The organism is Chryseobacterium rhizoplanae (genome assembly GCF_900182655.1).
GTDB lineage: Bacteria > Bacteroidota > Bacteroidia > Flavobacteriales > Weeksellaceae > Chryseobacterium > Chryseobacterium rhizoplanae.
This window is the reverse complement of the sequence record NZ_FXTC01000002.1, coordinates 557,515-575,163: the sequence shown is the minus strand read 5'-3', so window position 1 is coordinate 575,163 and position 17,649 is coordinate 557,515. Positions and strand designations below refer to the sequence as shown.

At 36.7% G+C, this 17,649-nt stretch carries 19 protein-coding genes; 14 read left to right on the top strand and 5 right to left on the bottom strand.

Features of this window, described 5'->3' with window-relative positions; genetic code table 11:
- Window positions 1–87 precede the first annotated feature (87 nt).
- From FN817_RS07910 to FN817_RS07875, 8 genes are all read left to right on the top strand, one after another.
- Window positions 88–2,334, top strand: a complete 2,247-nt coding sequence (locus FN817_RS07910; protein ID WP_142717457.1) for a TonB-dependent receptor — start codon at window positions 88–90, stop codon at window positions 2,332–2,334.
- A gap of 50 nt (window positions 2,335–2,384) precedes the next feature.
- Window positions 2,385–3,044, top strand: a complete 660-nt coding sequence (locus FN817_RS07905; protein WP_142717456.1) for a hypothetical protein — start codon at window positions 2,385–2,387, stop codon at window positions 3,042–3,044.
- Between the two features lie 142 nt (window positions 3,045–3,186).
- The gene (locus FN817_RS07900) at window positions 3,187–4,500 is read left to right on the top strand and encodes a 2TM domain-containing protein (protein WP_142717455.1); all 1,314 of its coding nucleotides are present in this window, start codon (window positions 3,187–3,189) and stop codon (window positions 4,498–4,500) included.
- Between the two features lie 4 nt (window positions 4,501–4,504).
- Window positions 4,505–4,810: a 2TM domain-containing protein gene (locus FN817_RS07895; protein WP_142717454.1), complete on the top strand. Its 306-nt coding sequence runs from the start codon at window positions 4,505–4,507 to the stop codon at window positions 4,808–4,810.
- 52 nt (window positions 4,811–4,862) lie between these two features.
- On the top strand, window positions 4,863–5,432 hold the full coding sequence (locus FN817_RS07890) for a methyltransferase family protein (protein ID WP_142717453.1): 570 nt from the start codon (window positions 4,863–4,865) through the stop codon (window positions 5,430–5,432).
- Between the two features lie 125 nt (window positions 5,433–5,557).
- A complete protein-coding gene (locus tag FN817_RS07885) occupies window positions 5,558–5,854 on the top strand; it encodes a 2TM domain-containing protein (protein WP_142717452.1) in 297 nt (98 codons plus the stop codon).
- A gap of 30 nt (window positions 5,855–5,884) precedes the next feature.
- Window positions 5,885–6,160, top strand: coding sequence for a 2TM domain-containing protein (locus FN817_RS07880; protein ID WP_142717451.1), 276 nt, complete (start codon window positions 5,885–5,887; stop codon window positions 6,158–6,160).
- Window positions 6,161–6,220: 60 nt separating this feature from the next.
- Window positions 6,221–6,964 carry a LytR/AlgR family response regulator transcription factor gene (locus FN817_RS07875; RefSeq protein WP_142717450.1) on the top strand — a complete coding sequence of 248 codons (744 nt, stop codon included), beginning with the start codon at window positions 6,221–6,223 and terminating at the stop codon, window positions 6,962–6,964.
- 112 nt (window positions 6,965–7,076) lie between these two features.
- Here FN817_RS07875 and FN817_RS07870 read toward each other — a convergent pair whose 3' ends face one another.
- Window positions 7,077–8,303, bottom strand: coding sequence for a DUF6051 family protein (locus FN817_RS07870; RefSeq protein WP_142717449.1), 1,227 nt, complete (start codon window positions 8,301–8,303; stop codon window positions 7,077–7,079).
- A gap of 185 nt (window positions 8,304–8,488) precedes the next feature.
- Window positions 8,489–9,385 (bottom strand): hypothetical protein, encoded by an 897-nt coding sequence (locus FN817_RS07865; protein ID WP_142717448.1) that lies wholly within the window; start codon window positions 9,383–9,385, stop codon window positions 8,489–8,491.
- Between the two features lie 139 nt (window positions 9,386–9,524).
- On the opposite strand from FN817_RS07865, the gene FN817_RS07860 reads away from it, so the two are divergent.
- The gene (locus tag FN817_RS07860) at window positions 9,525–10,256 is read left to right on the top strand and encodes a glycine-rich domain-containing protein (protein WP_142717447.1); all 732 of its coding nucleotides are present in this window, start codon (window positions 9,525–9,527) and stop codon (window positions 10,254–10,256) included.
- 13 nt (window positions 10,257–10,269) lie between these two features.
- Window positions 10,270–10,620 (top strand): hypothetical protein, encoded by a 351-nt coding sequence (locus tag FN817_RS07855; protein WP_142717446.1) that lies wholly within the window; start codon window positions 10,270–10,272, stop codon window positions 10,618–10,620.
- Window positions 10,621–10,691: 71 nt separating this feature from the next.
- Here the strand turns inward: FN817_RS07855 and FN817_RS07850 are convergent, their stop codons facing one another.
- Entirely contained in the window at window positions 10,692–10,892 is a 201-nt protein-coding gene (locus FN817_RS07850) for a hypothetical protein (protein ID WP_142717445.1), read from the bottom strand.
- Between the two features lie 130 nt (window positions 10,893–11,022).
- Complete coding sequence (gene mnmA, locus FN817_RS07845) at window positions 11,023–12,210, bottom strand: tRNA 2-thiouridine(34) synthase MnmA (RefSeq protein WP_142717444.1); 1,188 nt, start codon at window positions 12,208–12,210, stop codon at window positions 11,023–11,025.
- Between the two features lie 190 nt (window positions 12,211–12,400).
- Between mnmA and FN817_RS07840 the strand changes: the two genes are divergently transcribed.
- On the top strand, window positions 12,401–12,928 hold the full coding sequence (locus FN817_RS07840) for a hypothetical protein (RefSeq protein ID WP_142717443.1): 528 nt from the start codon (window positions 12,401–12,403) through the stop codon (window positions 12,926–12,928).
- 212 nt (window positions 12,929–13,140) lie between these two features.
- On the opposite strand, the gene FN817_RS07835 is transcribed toward FN817_RS07840, so the two are convergent.
- Window positions 13,141–15,678 carry an ATP-dependent Clp protease ATP-binding subunit gene (locus tag FN817_RS07835; protein ID WP_142717442.1) on the bottom strand — a complete coding sequence of 846 codons (2,538 nt, stop codon included), beginning with the start codon at window positions 15,676–15,678 and terminating at the stop codon, window positions 13,141–13,143.
- Window positions 15,679–15,829: 151 nt separating this feature from the next.
- On the opposite strand from FN817_RS07835, the gene FN817_RS07830 reads away from it, so the two are divergent.
- From FN817_RS07830 to FN817_RS07820, 3 genes are read left to right on the top strand one after another with little or no spacing between them, the layout of a single operon-like run.
- The gene (locus tag FN817_RS07830) at window positions 15,830–16,054 is read left to right on the top strand and encodes a uroporphyrinogen decarboxylase (protein ID WP_142717441.1); all 225 of its coding nucleotides are present in this window, start codon (window positions 15,830–15,832) and stop codon (window positions 16,052–16,054) included.
- On the top strand, window positions 16,054–17,148 hold the full coding sequence (locus tag FN817_RS07825) for a glycosyltransferase (protein WP_142717440.1): 1,095 nt from the start codon (window positions 16,054–16,056) through the stop codon (window positions 17,146–17,148). The genes FN817_RS07830 and FN817_RS07825 overlap by 1 nt, the downstream gene beginning before the upstream one ends.
- Window positions 17,149–17,195: 47 nt before the next feature.
- A complete protein-coding gene (locus FN817_RS07820; protein WP_047422068.1) occupies window positions 17,196–17,615 on the top strand; it encodes a SufE family protein in 420 nt (139 codons plus the stop codon).
- Window positions 17,616–17,649 lie beyond the last annotated feature (34 nt).

The following is a 17,649-nucleotide window of genomic DNA, read 5'->3' as shown; positions in this document are numbered from 1 at the left end:
CCATTCGGTAGCAAAAGAATACCTTTCGGTAACAATTTTTTTACGGGAAGGCATTTCTCATCCTATTTTTGACCCAGAAAAAAAAAAATGAAAACACAAAGACAAAACATACTGGTTCTTATCTTCCTGATGGCTTCCATAATGGGATATTCTCAGGTGAAGATCTCAGGAAAAGTTTCCTTTAAAAACAAAGGAGTAAGTGAAGTAAATGTCACTCTGAAAGACACCTATGACGGAACAACCACAGATGCCCAGGGTAATTTTTCTTTTGAAACTTCAGAAAAAGGAGCACATACAATAACGTTTACCCATCCGAAATATGAGAATGTAGAAAGAACAGTTTCTATTGAAAATCAGGAAATTTCTTTGAATGTAGATCTTAAAGAACAGATCAGCGAGATTGATGCAGTTGTAGTTTCTGCAGGCTCCATTGAAGCAAGTGATAAGAAAAGGGCAACAGCGCTGCTTTCACCAATTGATATTTATACCACAGCAGGAGCAGACGGGCAGATTTCTTCGGCTTTAACCTATCTTCCGGGTGTACAGAAAGTAGGTGGGACTGAAGGTCTTTTTATCAGAGGGGGAACAGGTACGGAATCTAAAATTTTTATGGACGGAAGTCTTATCAACAATTATTTTTCAAATTCTGTTCCGGGAATTGCAGGAAGAGATCAGTTCAATACCTCTCTCTTCAAAGGGAATATATTTTCAAGCGGCGGATATTCTGCATTGTACGGACAGGCCCTTTCAGGAGCTTTGATGCTGGAAAGTGTTGATCTTCCGGATGAGAGCACTTACAGTTTAGGCGTTTCACCTATTTTCCTGAATGCCGGCTTTCAGAAGTTATCCGATAATAAAAACTATTCCTACGGCGCTACAGCAGGGTATTCACTCTTAAGCCTGATGCAGAAAGTTTTTAATTTTAATACAGATTTTGTTGAAGCGCCACAAGGTTTTAACGGAGACCTGAATTTCAGATTTAAAACAAAATCAGGAGGCTTTTTCAAATATTACGGGATGTTCAACTCCAATAAAATGGGGGTAAGGTCAGAAAGCCTTGAACCTAAATATGATTTCAGCCTGGTAAAGCTTAATGGTAAAAATACATTTCATAACCTGTCTTTTAAACAGAAATTTGGAACATATCTTTTGAATGTTGGAGGTTCTTACTCTTACAACAGATCTGATCTTCATTTTTCTACAGAAACCAATGATATTGAATCCAACAGAAGCCAGCTTCTTACGGACGGAAACTATTTGAACTTCAAAGCAGTTCTTGAAAGAAAGATCAACAGAATCAGTGCTCTGAGGGGAGGATTTGAGTTGAATAATACGGATGAAAACCTGAATTTTGAAGCAGTACAGAAACATTATAAAGATTTGATCTCTTCTGCTTTTCTTGAAACAGATCTGGGATTCAGCAATGCCCTATCAGCGAAAATAGGAGTAAGAGCAGAACATTCTTCTTTTTTAGGAAAGAATAATATTGCCCCTCGTTTTGCGATCGCCTATCGTCTGGCAAAAGACTGGACCACTTCCTTAGCGTATGGTCTCTTTTATCAGAATCCGGAAAGTAAATATATCAATGGTCCTGCAAATCTTGGTTTTCAGCAGTCTCAGCATTATATTTTTCAGGTTCAGAGAGCCTCGGAAGGGAGAACATTACGTTTTGAAGCGTTTTATAAAAAATATGATCAGCTGATTAAAACATTTAATATTAACCAGGATAAAGAGCAAAATCAGCAGACTCAATCCGCATTAAACAATAATGGATACGGATATGCAAAAGGAGTGGAGTTTTTCTGGAGAGATAATAAAAAAACATTTGAAAATATTGATTACTGGATCAGCTACTCCTACCTGGATTCTAAAAGAGATTTTCTTAATTATCCGATAAGCCTGCAGCCAAGTTTTGCCGCTGAACATACCCTTTCTGCAGTGGCAAAAAGATTTATTCCGGAATGGAAGCTTGGGGTAAACTTATCGTATACCTATGCCAAAGGACGTCCTTATTATGACATTGTCTCTACGTTTGAGAATGGAAAAGCAGTGAATTATACAAGAAAGGAAGGAAGGTTAAAAGATTATAACGCTTTGAATTTCAGTATCAATTATCTGCCCAACATCGGTAAAAAAGATGCGAAAGCTTTTCCGGTGTTCGTATTGAGTGTCAGCAATATTTTAGGATCAAAGAATGTATACGGCTATAACTTCTCTGCAGATGGATCCAGAAGTTCTGCCATCGTTCCGCCAGTCAATACTTTTGTGTTCATTGGGGCATTTATAAGCTTCGGAGTAGATAAGACGGATGATGCCATCAATAATAATTTATAAAAAACATATCTTAGAACAAACAAATAAACTAACTTTTAAAATTTGATATCATGAAAAAATACCTTTTAAGCTTTGCTTTAGCTTTTGTAAGTTTAACCGCTTTTGCACAGGCAGATTATGACAAAATAATGGCTGAAAAAATCGGAAGAATAGAAGTCTGCAAAACATCGGAAGATTTCCAGGCCCTGGCCAATGATTTCCAGAGAATTGGAAGCAAGGAAAGCACAAAATGGCTTCCGGCATACTATGCGGCATTTTCTTATATCCAGAAAGGAAGAACCTTGATGAGAGACGGAAAAATGCAGGAACTGGATGCTATTGCAGATCAGGCTGAGAAACAACTGTCAATGGCACAGAATCTTGCCGGAGCAGACAATGCAGAAATTCACCTGTTAAGAAAAATGTCTTATTCCCTGAGAATGATGGTAAATCCGGCACAACGGTATATGACAGACGGTGCCAGAGCTGCTGAAGAACTTAATACTGCAGAAAAATTAGAGCCGGCAAATCCAAGAATTGCCCTTATCAAAGCAGAAGACGTTTATTTTACTCCAGAGCAGTACGGAGGAAGTAAAACCAAAGGATTGGAAATGTTCAAAGATGCACAGGCAAAATTTAAGACCTACAAACCTAAAACAGGTTTAGATCCTAACTGGGGAAGAGGTGAAGCCGATTATTTCCTAAGTCTTCAGGCAGAAAAAGCGAAATAGTGCTTTCTCTACTTTACAAATAAAAAAACCTTCATTCGTGAAGGTTTTTTTAATACCATTCAGGAAAGAAAATCTGCCCTTCGGTAAAAATTAATTTTTGATACCTTTAATAAAAACTAATTTTGAGTCAAGAAAACAGATCATGAAGCATAAATACTTTAAAATATTACTTTGGACGTCATTAGGAACCACTTTGTTTTTCTTTTTGTTTTTTAATGATGAAAAGACATTCAGTACTTTTCTGATCACGCTGCTTCTTTCAACCATGTATTCTTTTGTGCTGGGATTTGGAAACGGATTTATCAATGAATTTCTCAACAGAAAATTCCCATGGTCCGAAGCTACCCGGACGAGAGCGGTATTAAGTATTATTTCTATCATCATCGGGAACTTTATTCTGGTCTATTTCTGTAATTATATGAACTATGTCGTGATTCAGAAAACGGCTACCATACAAGAATTTTTCTCTTCAAAATATGGCGTAACCAATTGGTTCATGATCAATATTGCTCTTCTGATCTCTGCTTTCCTTCATGCAAAAGGCTTTATGGAAGAGCTTAAAAAGACTTCCAGAAAAGAAGTGGTAGAGCAGAAGCTTATCGCGAAATCAGCAAATGCCCAGTTTGAAAGTTTAAAGAACCAGCTGGACCCTCATTTCCTTTTCAATTCTCTGAATGTTCTAAGCTCACTGATTGATGAAAATCCTCGTCAGGCTCAGAAGTTTACCGCTTCAATGTCAAAGATTTACCGTTATGTACTTGAACAGAAAGATAAAGAGCTGGTAACGGTGGAAGATGAGATAGAATTTGCCAGAACCTATTGTGACCTTTTGAAAACGAGGTTTGAAGACAGCGTAGATTTTACATTTGATGTTGCCGAGGAAGATTACCAGAAATATGTGGTTCCGCTGGCTTTGCAGCTGCTGTTGGAAAACTGTATCAAACATAATTTTGCTACGTCATCAAAACCTTTGGTTATAAAAATTTTTTCAGCCGGAAACATACTTTGTATTGAAAATAATTTACAGGTAAGAGAACAGATCAAAGAGAGCTCAGGAATTGGGCTATCGAATATTGTACAGCGTTATTCTCTGCTTACGGATCGAAATGTATTTATAGAAAAGTCAGAGGATCATTTTAAAGTAAAACTTCCGATGCTATTAGCTAAGCCTCATATTGCCAGCTCGGAACCTGAAGATGAGTCTGAAGCTTACAAAAGAGCACAGAAGAGAGTAAAAGAAATTAAAGGATTTTATAAAAACCTGATCTCTTATTGTACGGTATGTTCTTTTCTAATCTTTATCAACCTTTTTACGAGCAGCAGAACACACTGGTTCTGGTTTCCGGTACTGGGTTGGGGAATTGGGGTTGCTTCCCATGCATTTCAGGTGTTTGGAGTAGGAGAATCATGGCAGGAAAAGAAGATTCGTGAAATTATGAACAAACAAAAAAAATAAAGCGATGGAAAGATTTGACGAAAATGATATTGAATATCAGCGTGCCAGAAGACAGGTGGAAAGATTACGGGGTTTTTACGCGCATTTATTCGCTTATATCGCGGTGAATGCCATGATCGTGGTCTATAATTGTATGAACCTGAAACCTGGTGAAAGTTATTTTCAGTTTAAAAACTTTTTTACCGCCACTTTCTGGGGAATAGGACTTGCAGCACACGCTGTTACGGTTTTTCTGCCTCGGGCTAATTTTGTCAGGAAATGGGAAGATCATAAGATTAAAGAACTGATGGATAAACAGAAAGATCAGTAAGGGGATTACAAATTTTTAGTCAAAACACTTTAACTTTAAAAACTCATTAAAAATGAATACTTTATCAACTTTGTTCTACATTTCAATGGGTGCCTGGTTTGTCACTGAATTTCTTTACAAAAATATGTTGAAATCCGGTAAAGAAGATCAAAAGAACAAAGACAAATCAACCTTGAATATTCTATGGCTTGCCATTCCTTTTTCTATCATGAGTTCAATATTCATCTCTTATAACACTCATTTTACAATTGCTGCCGGAAATTGGATTCTTTATCTTGGGGAACTCCTCATTCTTACCGGAATTATTTTCAGATACATGATCATCAGATCTTTGGGAAAATACTTTACAGTAGATGTTACCATCAGACAGGATCATAAAATCAAAAAGGAAGGGTTCTATAAATACCTGAGACATCCTTCGTATGCTTTTTCTCTGCTGACCTCTCTTGGTTTGGGTTTGTATCTCAATAACTGGCTGTCTTTAATCTTTGCTTTTGTACCTCCGTTTCTGGCTTTTGCCTACAGGATTAAGATCGAAGAGCAGGCTTTGGTAGAACAGTTCGGTGATGAGTATCTTGAATACAGAAAAAGTACAAAGAAACTGATCCCGTTTATCTATTAATTACCTGTTTTTACGATTCGGATAGCATAATCTACCATTCGGTAATATAAAATTGATTTGAGCCCTTTTCCTGACCTACCTTTGACTCAAGAAAAAGCAAATTAACCTTTTAAAAACAAAACATTATGGAAATTTTACCAAATAAAGAAACGATCGCTTACAGAAAGGCATCCAGAAGAGTAAAAGAATTAAAAGAGTTTTATGGAAATCTTACTTCTTATTGTATTGTGATTCCATTTCTGGCAATACTGAACCTTATGACTGCTCCGGGATACTTATGGTTTTTATGGCCAATGCTGGGCTGGGGAATAGGAATTACGTTTCATGCAATAAACGTATTCGGAATTGGAAAAAGCTGGGAAGAAAAAAAGATAAAAGAGCTGATGGAGAAAGAGGAAAAAAGTAAAATAAAAACATTCTAATAATATTGATAATAAAAAACGTACACGATCATGGATTACGAAACTGCAAGCGAAAGAACAAAGAACATCAGAAAATTCTATAAAAGCATTTTTATATTTGCCATTTTTGCTGTTCTTATCATTCCTGATGATATTTTTGGCGAAAAGATGATTAATTTTCGATTATTTGACAGATACACCATCCTTGGGATCTGGGGATTTATTATCCTTATCAAAGCCGTAAAACTGTTTCTTTTTGATTCCGAATGGGAAAGAAATATGATTGAAAAAGAGCTTGAGAAGGAGAAAAAGTTGATAAAATATTAAAATATGCCCGCTTTTATCTAACTTTATTTCCTAAAATCTAAAAACCAAAATTAAAGCTCAATGATCAAGACTGTCATTATAGAAGATGAAAAACCTGCTTCAAGGAAGTTAGAACGTATGCTGAATAATTTTCCTGAAATTGAGATCGTTGCAAAAATAGAATCAGTAGAAGAAGGTGTAGCCTGGTTTTCTGAAAATGAACATCCGCAACTGATATTTTCTGATATTGTTTTAGGTGACGGGTTGTCTTTCGACATCTTTGAAAAAATTCCGACAAAAGGGTTTATCATCTATACCACAGCTTTTGATCAGTATACCCTGAAAGCTTTTAAGCTGAACAGCATCGATTACCTTTTAAAACCCATTCTTGATGAAGATCTGGAAGGCGCAATAGAGAAGTTTAAATCCTTTATTCCTGCCAACAACACAAATGGTTCTCAGGATATCAAACAGCTGATCAGAAAAGAGAAATCTACGCTGTCCAGAGTACTGGTAAAAATCGGGTATAATCTTAAAATTATCCAAACCCAGGAAATAAGCTGTTTTTTCAGTGAGAATAAAATCGTTTATCTTCAGACGGAAGAGCGTACCTATCCATCAGATTTTACGCTTGATGAGCTGGAAGACGTTCTGGATGAGAAAAAGTTTTTCCGGGTAAACAGACAGTTTATTGTCAGTTCAGATTATATTAAAAATATCCATACATCACCTTACTATAAAGTGGATATGGAATTTCAGCCTGAGGAAGAAATTACGGTAAGCAGAGACCGCGTCAAAGATTTCAAAGATTGGCTGGTCAGTTGATCAACAAGGAAGGATTTTAACTTCCCCATCATACAAAAACAAATACCATGGATCTTATATTATTGATTTTTAAACTGTTCCTTTCCCTTTTCTATACCTGAAAAAGTAATAATCAGGAGTTATAAAAGTTGCTGGCTGATTGTACAAACTGGTGAAAAGCTTCCGTAACTTCTTTCTTATGCTTGTGAGCAAGAGGAAACGGAACCATATGGGAATATTCAAACGGGAAATCTTTGATTTCCACCTCTACATTGATGTTCCTGTAGCCTCCACGTAAAGTATTCAACGCTTCTATTGGAGGGGCAACACTGTCTTTTTCCAATACATACGCTTTTATCTGGGACTGAATTTCATGAATTCTTTCTTCCCTTTCCTTTTGAAAATAATTGTAGCGGAGCATTTTTTTGAACCAGCTTTCCTGTGGATGAAGGTCTTCATTCTGATAATGTTTCAAACGGGTATCTGACTTAAAATCAGAACTCAGCAACTCTGTGAAGACTGACTGCATTTTAATAGTAGCCTGCGTATCCATGATGTATTTGGAGACCGGAAACATGCGGTCAATGGTCATTCCTCCACAAAAGCAGAAAACTTTAGACCGGGTAAAGTAATGGTTGGGATCTGCCATTTTAATGATCATTGAAAGAAAAGACCCAATAGAGTAGCCAAATAAATCCAGATCTGCTTCCGGGGAAATTCCTTTTATTTTATTGTTTTTAATGTCTTTCACCACTTCAGTAATATCAGAATAAGTCTGCAGTCCGGACCAGAATATCCTTTGAGGATGGGCTTCCAGTCTTGAGCTTATGGCAGCATTCACATAGGAGAAATTCATATTTTCCGGATATTTTTTCTTCCTGAGACGAACCACTTCCATCATGTGATGGCGGTCACTCCAGATGGGTACTGCACGATCCATATGAAAAGCAATAGGAAAGAGAATAACAGCTTTTTGTGTTCTCTGGGCAAGTTCATATGCCCAAGGCAGATATTTGTCCCATTTCTTTTCGTTCAGGCCATGAAAGAAAAAGATACATCCTTTGGCGGTTTCTATATCTGCATTTTTCAGGATATAATAGGTAAACCTTTTATTGCATTCAATATCGAAATCCTTGATGTCTACGACAGGCTGACCATAAAATAAATAACCTTTTTCATTGATTTCCAGTGATTGCTGATGTTTACTGCAATGTTGATGTTCCGAACCATAGAGCAGATCGGAAACCTTCGATTCAAAAGGAACAGATTCAATCGTTACATTCAATTCCTTGAGTTCAACCCTGTCTTTTCCGGAATCAAAATGACTTTTCAAAATTTCATACAATTCATAATATTCCATAGCAAGATAACTGAAGGGTTCATATTTAGAACTATCAATTTAGAAAATTATTATTGTAATAGGTTGATTTTTAAGAGTTAAATATATTCTAGACATAAGAAAGATCTGAACAGTATTATTCCGAGGCAACAGATGTCTACATGGCAAGAAACCATCTACTTAATTTTTTATTTTAAAGGGGGTAATTATCTGTAATCTATTCTGTTAGATTCAGTGTCTTCAAGCTGTTTAAGGATAGATTCCGGAATTTCATCGCTGTCAATGGGGAAGCTGATGGAGTCGGAAATAAAGTTCTTTCTGTCTGCTTTCCTGAAGATTTCAAACAAAGCTATCGGTTCCTGATTGAAGCTGATGCAGGTGCTTATGAAATGGATTTCGTGGAGTTTATAGTCCGGATTCTTAAGTTTTTCTTTAATGTCTTTTATTCTTGAGATAAAATGCCGCTGACGGATAAAAGTATTACTGTTCATGATGATGAAAACATAATCTGAATATGCGGTTACCTTGCCAAAGTATTTATGCTGGTCACCACCGCTTCGTTCGATAAAATACTCTCCGGTTGTTTCTGACTTATAAATTTCCATTGCAGATCGCCATATGCGGTCTTCTTTTGCCATTAAAGGATTGTCAGGTAGATTTCTGTTATAAGAATACCAACAGCCCACCAGACGATCTAAAAGAGTCGTATTCAGGGTTACATTATTCATCTCAATCCTGAGATCATTAAAATTGAAAGATTCCGTAGTAGAATTGATGAAGTCTATATAATTGGAGTAGCCCAGAACTTTGACAATATGACTCAATTTTGCAAGATTGGGCCTGCTGAGAACAGCATTTTCATTCTGCCTGAATTTTTTTAGTTTATTGATGATCAGGTGTTCATACAGGTAATTGCTTCCCAGAAGATCCGGTTCTTTTTTTATTTCTTTCTCTGAGTAATCGTTGATAATGAGATCATTGAGTTCTGCACTGATGTAAGACCATTCTGTTTTGGTGACATCTTCCCAGTGATTTTTCTTTAAAAAGTGACGGCTTAAGAAATTCATCAGCTTTTCAAGATGCAGTATATCTTCCTTTTTCATCTGTTTATTTTTTAGGGTCAGATTAATTTTAGTTTTATAAGACTAATTTAAGATTTTTATCAAACTAAAAAAGACTTTTGAGGGACTTTTATATTTTAAAATCCATTGATATTTGAATAGAAAAACAAAATTTAAAACAATGGAAACAAGAATGTTATTAAAAGATGAATCCCTCTGGAACCGTATACAGGGATTTTCTCTGGATGCTCCCGGCGCTGCTTTTCCTTTTTCAAAAAAGCTTGCAAAAGAAGAAAACTGGAGCCTTGATTTCGCAAAAAAAGCAATTGAAGAATATAAAAAGTTTGTCTATCTCTGCTGCATTCTTCCTCATGGAGCTTCTCCCAGCGAAATAGTGGATAAAGTATGGCATATGCATCTGATCTATACCCAGAATTATTGGGAAGAGTTCTGCCCGAATATTTTAAAAAGGGCACTTCATCATTATCCTTCTCAGGGTGGAAACACAGAAAGAGTGAAACATGAGAACTGGTTTGAAGATACTCTGTCTGGTTACAGAAACATATTTCAGCAGGAAGCACCTGAAGAAATCTGGAAAGGGAAAAAGAAAGAATCTAAAGTAAAGCGCTGGATGAGAAAGATGGCCTTTTTTGCTCCGATCTTTATTTTACTGCTGCTGTTCTCCTGCACAGAAGGAGGTGGTTTCACTGGATTGTTGGTCACAGCAGTGGTTTTTGCCATTATTTTTATTCTGGGGACAATAACCTCAATCATCGGGGATCGTGAAATCTCTGATCCCAATAGAAAGGATAAGCAAAGCAGTGATGGAGGAGGTGGCGGAAGCTGTGGAGGATCAAGCTGTGGAGGTGGTTGTGGCGGAGGCTGCGGTGGTTGTGGGGGATGTGGAGGATAAAAAAATAATCAATATGAAAAAGCTAATCATTCACTTAGCTCCTGTTGTAGTAAGCTTTATGTGGCTTATGGCAGCCTGTCAGACATTGAATCCCATTATTATTAAAGGACCGGATTTTCTGAAATTTTATTTCATCCTGGTTCTCGGATTCTATGCTTCAGTTTTTATTTTAAATTCCTTGAGAGAAGCCATTTCGAAAATTACATTGTATTTCACAGGCTTCATTTTTTTACTGGGAACTGTAAAGCTGATAAGAGGAATCATGTTGGGAAAGCCCGTTGGATTTCTCATTATGATTTTAATTCTGGAATGTATTGTGTCAGTGTTTCTTATCATGAGCCATATCAACAAAAAGATAAAGTAATTGTTTCATAAAAAAGAAACCCGAAACAAAACTGTTCCGGGCTTTATAATAAGGTATTGAGATCAAATCTCTTACTTTTTTTCTTTTATAGGGCTGTAGCCATATTTTCGAACCATAACGGAGGTAATTACCACCAAAATAAGGCTGATAGCGATATTTGACTTTTCCGGATATACAATTGACTGATAGAAATTATAGCCAAAAACTGCAGATACAATTGTGATCAGGATATTATTTGCATAAGCATAGCGGTTTCTTGTAGTTGTTTTCATAGTAATTTTTTATTGTTATTTACTCAGTAAGTAAGACAACTAAAAAAACGTTACAGAAAATTTAAAAATATTTTATTTTAAAATTTCCGATATCTAATTCCACAATCCCGAAACGCGAACCTCACATCCCTTACGCAATCACACCGCTTCCGATAAGTTCATCATCAATATACCAGGCAGCAAACTGTCCTTCCGCAATAGCAGACTGAAGTTCATCAAACTCAATATATAATGCACTTTCAAACTGATACAAAGTGGCTTTCTGTAGAGACTGTCTGTATCGGAATCTGGCCATTACTTCCATAGCTTCTCCATTCTGAAGTTTCATATCTTCACGAACCCAGTGCAGTTCAGAATTATCAATTTTCAGTGCTTTTTTGTGAAGACCAGGGAAATGACTTCCTTCTCCCACGAAAATGATATTGTTTTCCATCTCCCTTGAGATGATAAAGCAGCTTTCTTTGTGCCCGCCTATTCCAAGGCCGCGGCTTTGTCCGATGGTAAAAAACTGGGCTCCCTGATGTTTCCCGATTACTTTTCCGTCAGATTTTTTATAATTGATTTTTCTGGATAAAAACTCAAGTTCTTCTTCTTTAGAAGCGAACTCAGGTTTTTCTTCCGAAAATAAAGGTGAATCTTTGAAAATTTCTACAATTTCTCCTTCATTAGGTTTTAATTGCTGCTGTAAAAACTGCGGCAGGCTCACTTTCCCGATAAAACACAATCCCTGAGAATCTTTTTTATCAGCGGTTACCAATCCGATCTCCTTTGCGATTTCTCTTACCTGAGGTTTTGTAAGTTCACCGATAGGGAATAATGCTTTTGAAAGTTGATCCTGGCTCAGCTGACAAAGGAAATAAGACTGATCTTTATTGTTGTCTTTTCCGGCAAGAAGATGGAAAATTTCTTTCCCGTTCTCGTCAAAAGTAGAGTTTACTCTTGCATAATGTCCGGTTGCTACCTTATCTGCACCCAAAGACATCGCCGTCTTCATAAATACGTCGAATTTTACTTCTCTGTTACACAATACATCCGGGTTGGGAGTTCTTCCTTTTTCGTATTCGGCAAACATATAATCAACAATACGTTCCTTATAAAGGTCACTCATATCGATCACCTGGAAAGGAATTCCAAGCTTTTGTGCCACCATAAGGGCATCATTACTGTCCTCAATCCAGGGACATTCATCTTCTAATGTTACGGAAGCATCGTTCCAGTTTCTCATGAATAAAGCCACTACTTCATGGCCTTGCTGCTGCAGCAAATATGCTGTAACACTAGAATCTACACCTCCGGAGAGGCCTACTACTACTTTCATTGTATTTCAATTTTACGAAACTCTTAACGGGAGTTCTTAGTTTGATGCGGCAAAAGTACAATTAATAATGTCGTAAAAAAACCATAATTTTAAACATTGATAAAAACGATGTTAATCGTAATTGCCCTTATAGCGTACTATTAACAAAGATAGAAGCATATAATATCATCACAACAAAATATATCTACATATGAAAAAAATTATTATTTCAATGATGCTGATCATCTCAGGGTCAGTGTTTTCCCAGGTTTCAGTAGGAACTCCGGTGCAGGAAAACAGCAAATGGACATTTGGAGGAGGAATCGGATTAGGATTCGGGAGTAACAGTGCTTTTAATCTGTCTGCTTCCCCAAGAGTGGGTTACAGGCTTACGGATGATCTTGAAGCAGGAGTTATAGGAAGTGTATCCTGGCAGACTTCCGACTATTATAAATCTACCATGTTTGGAGTAGGACCCTTTGTGAATTATTATTTTGCCCGATCATTTTATGTGGGGGCAAACTATCAGCATTATTTTGTTGATTATAAAGATAAATACTATGATTATAAATACAATACAGAAGAAAATGCATTGTATCTTGGAGGAGGATATATGCAAAGAATCGGGAATAATTCTTTTATGCAGCTTGGATTAATGTATAATGTACTCTGGAAACAGAATTCCAGTGTGTTTTCAAGCGGCCTGATCCCGAATATCGGATTTGTGGTGGGACTTTAATGCCTGATTTATCAATAGGAACGGGCTTTAGCCCGTTTAATCAAAAGAACAACATTCATTAGGCTTCAGCCAAACCTTATAACGTTAAGCCACAAAGGTATTTGGAGTTCAATACAATATTCAATATAATTGGCTTTAGCCAAAAACTTATAAAACAAAAAGCACCGGAAAAATTCCGGTGCTTTTCTATTGAAATTAAATTATTTATTCAATTAAGACTGAGAAGATTTCTCAGCAGCTGATTTTTTCGCCTTCTGCGTTTTTCCAATCAGTCCGTCTTTAGCCTCATTAAGGTCAAGAACTACGGTTTCTCCTTCATTCAATTGCTTGTTTACCAGCATTTCTGCCAATAAGTCTTCAATGTATTTCTGGATGGCACGTTTCAATGGTCTTGCACCGAAGTCTTTATCCCATCCTTTTTCAGAAATGAAGTTTTTAGCATCTTCAGTTAAGTCAACTTTATATCCTAATTTTTCAAGTCTGCCATACAATTTGTTCAATTCAATATCAATGATTTTCTTGATATCATCCTGAACAAGAGAGTTGAAGATCACAATGTCATCAATTCTGTTTAAGAATTCAGGAGCAAATGCTTTCTTAAGGGCACTTTCAATAGTGCTTCTCGCTCTTGTATCTGAGCTTGTCTTTTTAGCTGAAGTTCCGAATCCTACACCATCTCCAAAGTCTTTAAGATCTCTGGTTCCGATATTGGAAGTAAGAATGATAATCGTATTTCTGAAGTCGATTTTTCTGCCTAAGCTGTCTGTAACGTGTCCTTCATCAAGGATCTGCAACAGAATATTGAATACATCCGGGTGAGCTTTTTCAATCTCATCCAAAAGAACCACAGCATAAGGTTTTCTTCTTACCGCTTCAGTCAGCTGACCACCTTCTTCATATCCTACGTATCCCGGAGGCGCACCTACTAATCTTGATACGGCGAATTTCTCCATGTATTCACTCATGTCAATTCTGATCAGAGACTCGTCGGATTCAAATAATTCTCTCGCCATTACTTTAGCAAGCTCGGTTTTACCAACCCCGGTTGTTCCAAGGAAAATAAATGTACCGATAGGACGGTTTGGATCTTTAAGACCTGCTCTGTTTCTTTGAATTGCTTTCACAACCTTTTTCACAGCATCTTCCTGACCAATTACTTTTCCGTTCAGTTTTTCATCCATCTGGGCAAGCTTATCAAGCTCGTTCTTGCCAACTTTCGTTACTGGAACTCCACTCATCATAGAAACCACTTCTGCTACATTTTCTTCCGTTACGGTTTCTTTTTTCTCCTTTACATCTTTATCCCATTTTTCCTGGGCTGAATTTAGTTCCATCTGAAGACGTTCCTCCTCATCTTTAAGCTTTCTTGCCTCAAGGTAATCCTGAGCTTTTACAGCTTTCTGTTTCAGTTCTTTAATATCTTCGATTTTCTTTTCAAAATCAATGATTTCGGTAGGAACTTTCATGTTCTTGATGTAAACACGGGATCCGGCTTCGTCCATTGCATCAATAGCTTTGTCCGGTAAGAAACGGTCTGTAATATATCTTGATGTCAGATTCACACACGCAGTGATGGCTTCAGGAGTATAAATTACATTGTGGTGCTCTTCATACTTATCTTTGATCTGGTTCAGAATCTGAATGGTTTCATCAATAGAAGTAGGCTCCACCATTACTTTCTGGAATCTTCTTTCTAAAGCACCGTCTTTCTCAATATACTGACGGTATTCATCCAGAGTCGTTGCCCCGATGCATTGAATTTCACCTCTTGCCAAAGCAGGTTTGAACATATTGGAAGCATCTAAACTTCCAGTAGAACTTCCTGCTCCTACAATTGTATGAAGCTCATCAATAAATAAGATGACATCTCTGTTTTTTTCCAGCTCTGTCATGATCGCCTTCATTCTTTCTTCAAACTGACCACGGTATTTAGTTCCGGCGACTAAACTTGCCAGATCCAGAGTGATCACACGTTTTCCATAAAGAACTCTTGACACTTTTTTCTGTTGAATTCTTAATGCTAAACCTTCAGCAATGGCAGATTTACCAACTCCCGGCTCTCCGATAAGAAGAGGGTTGTTTTTCTTTCTACGTGATAAGATCTGAGAAACTCTCTCAATTTCTTTTTCACGGCCGATTACCGGGTCCAGTTTTCCATCCCTTGCCAAAGAAGTAAGGTCTCTACCAAAGTTATCCAAAGTAGGCGTTTTACTTTTTGCAGAACCTAGATTTCCTGTAGGCTTTCTCATTTGCTCAAATTCTTCTCTCTCATCATCATCGTCATAAGCACTCATCTGTGGAGACTGGCCTGAATTTTTAAGCATAGTCTGGTATTCTCTTGAAACTCCTTCATAGTCGATGTCATAAGCTCCCAGAATATTTGAAGTAGGGTCCTCATATTTATAAAGAATACCTAAAAGCAGGTGAACGGTATTAATTTCATTGCTTTTATATTGTCGGCATTCTAACTCCGCACGCTTAATGGCATGATCTGCCATCTTGGTGAAAGAAATATTGGTAACCTCCTCAGAAATAGGATTTAGACTTGCTGTATTTAAAGTTTCAATTTTTCTTCTGATTTGTGTTAAATCCGCATTAAGGTTTTGAAGGATTTCTTTTGCAGAGTTTTCCGTTTTTATAATACCTAAAAGTAGATGTTCTGTATTAAGAAATTCACTTTTCAGCCGTTTAGCTTCGCTTTTGCTTTGTTTGAACACCTGGCTCAAACCTTGTGAAAACTTATAATCCATAATATATCTCATTAGAACAAAGGCAACATTACCTTTTATTCATTATCTAAATTACAAATATTTTACCAAAAATCAATTAATGACTTTATGGCAGAAAAAATTTTATTATCTTATTGAAAATGATTAAGTTTGTTATCCTTAAATTTTCCCCATGAATACTGAAATTACCACCTATGTCGGCTATTCTGCATCTCTTTTTATCGTATTGAGTTTCATACTGAAAGATGTAAGAAAAATAAGAGTAGTCAACATGATCGGCTGTATTTGTTTTGTCATTTATGGTATCTTCAATGGAATGCTTTGGCCGGTTATCATTCCAAACGGGCTCATTTGTTTCATTCAGATCTATTATTTAATATTAGACAAGAAAAATTAATGAAGAAAAAAATACTAGTGTCTGCCTTTAGCAGTTTGTATACCGATCAGCGAATAGAGAAGGTATGCAAAACCCTTTTTGACAACGGATATCCCATTGAACTGATCGGAAACGATTGGGAAGGAAATGAGAAAATGGAACGTCCTTATCCTTTTTCAAGAATTGGACTTTCGTCAAAAAGCCTAAAGACAGCTTATTTTGAGTTCAACTGGAAATTATACCATGAACTTAAGAAAAAAGCTGACAAAGATACTATCCTTCATGCCAATGATATTGATGCACTTCTGCCAAATTATCTCATTGCCAAAAAACTGAACATCCCATTGGTCTTTGACAGTCATGAAATTTTCACGGAAATGCCATCGGTACAAAAAAGGTTTTCACAAAAATTCTGGAGGGTGCTGGAAAGAAAGCTGGTTCCTCATGTGAAATTTATGATGACAGAAAGTGAAAGCTACGCTGAATGGTTTCACGAAAAATATAATGTCAATCCGGTAGTTGTCAGAAATATCCCGAGAAAAATTCTTTCCGCTCCTGAAATTCCTGAAAACCATCCTAAAATTATTCTGTATCAGGGAGCCATTAACCAGTCCAGAGGAATTGAAAAAATGATTGCCGCCATGCATCATATTAAAGATGCCGTTCTGAAAATCGCTGGTGACGGACCGAAGAAAAAAGCATATGAAGAACTTGTCATTCAGGAAAAGCTGCAGGACAAAGTCTTTTTCCTTGGTAAACTGAAGCCCGAAAACCTGAGAGAAGTAACCAAAACAGCAGATATGGGTTTCAGTCTTGAAGAAAATAACGGGGTCAGCTATTATTATTCTTTACCCAATAAAGTTTGTGACTACATTCAGTCCAGAGTACCGCTTGTTATGATTAATTTCCCGGAGATGCAGCGGATAAGAAATCAATTCAATGTAGGAGAAATTGTTTCGGATCACAAACCTGAAACTATTGAAAAAGCGGTTAACCTTGTTCTTGAAAGAGGAAGACTGTATTATCAGAGCGAACTTAACAAAGCTGCAGATGTATTTTGTTGGGAGAATGAGGAAACAAAAATCCTTCAGCTTTTTGAAAAAGCATCCCGATAATAAATTTTACAAAATTGGTTATCTTTGCAAAAGAAATTTTATTAAAAATGACCATTAAAGAAAAACAGCAGGAAATAATCGACGAATTCGCTTTTCTTGAAGATTGGGAGCAAAAGTACGAGTATATTATTGATCTCGGAAAAGAACTGAAAGGCTTACCGGAAGATAGAAAAACGGAAGAAAATCTGATTAAAGGCTGCCAGAGTAAAGTTTGGATCGATGCTGAATTTAAAGATGGGAAACTTTTCTTTAATGCAGATTCTGACGGTATTTTACCCAAAGGAATCGTTTCTCTTTTAGTAAGTATTTATAGCGGACATTCCACTCAGGAAATTCTGGATTCTGATTTTGATTTTATCGGGGAAATAGGATTGCAGGAATTTCTTTCGCCATCCAGAGCTAATGGATTGATGGCAATGACCAAACAGATCAAGTTTTATGCAGTTGCTTACCAACTGAAATCATAGCCGTGACAAAAATTTTAGCATATCGTTTTTCCGC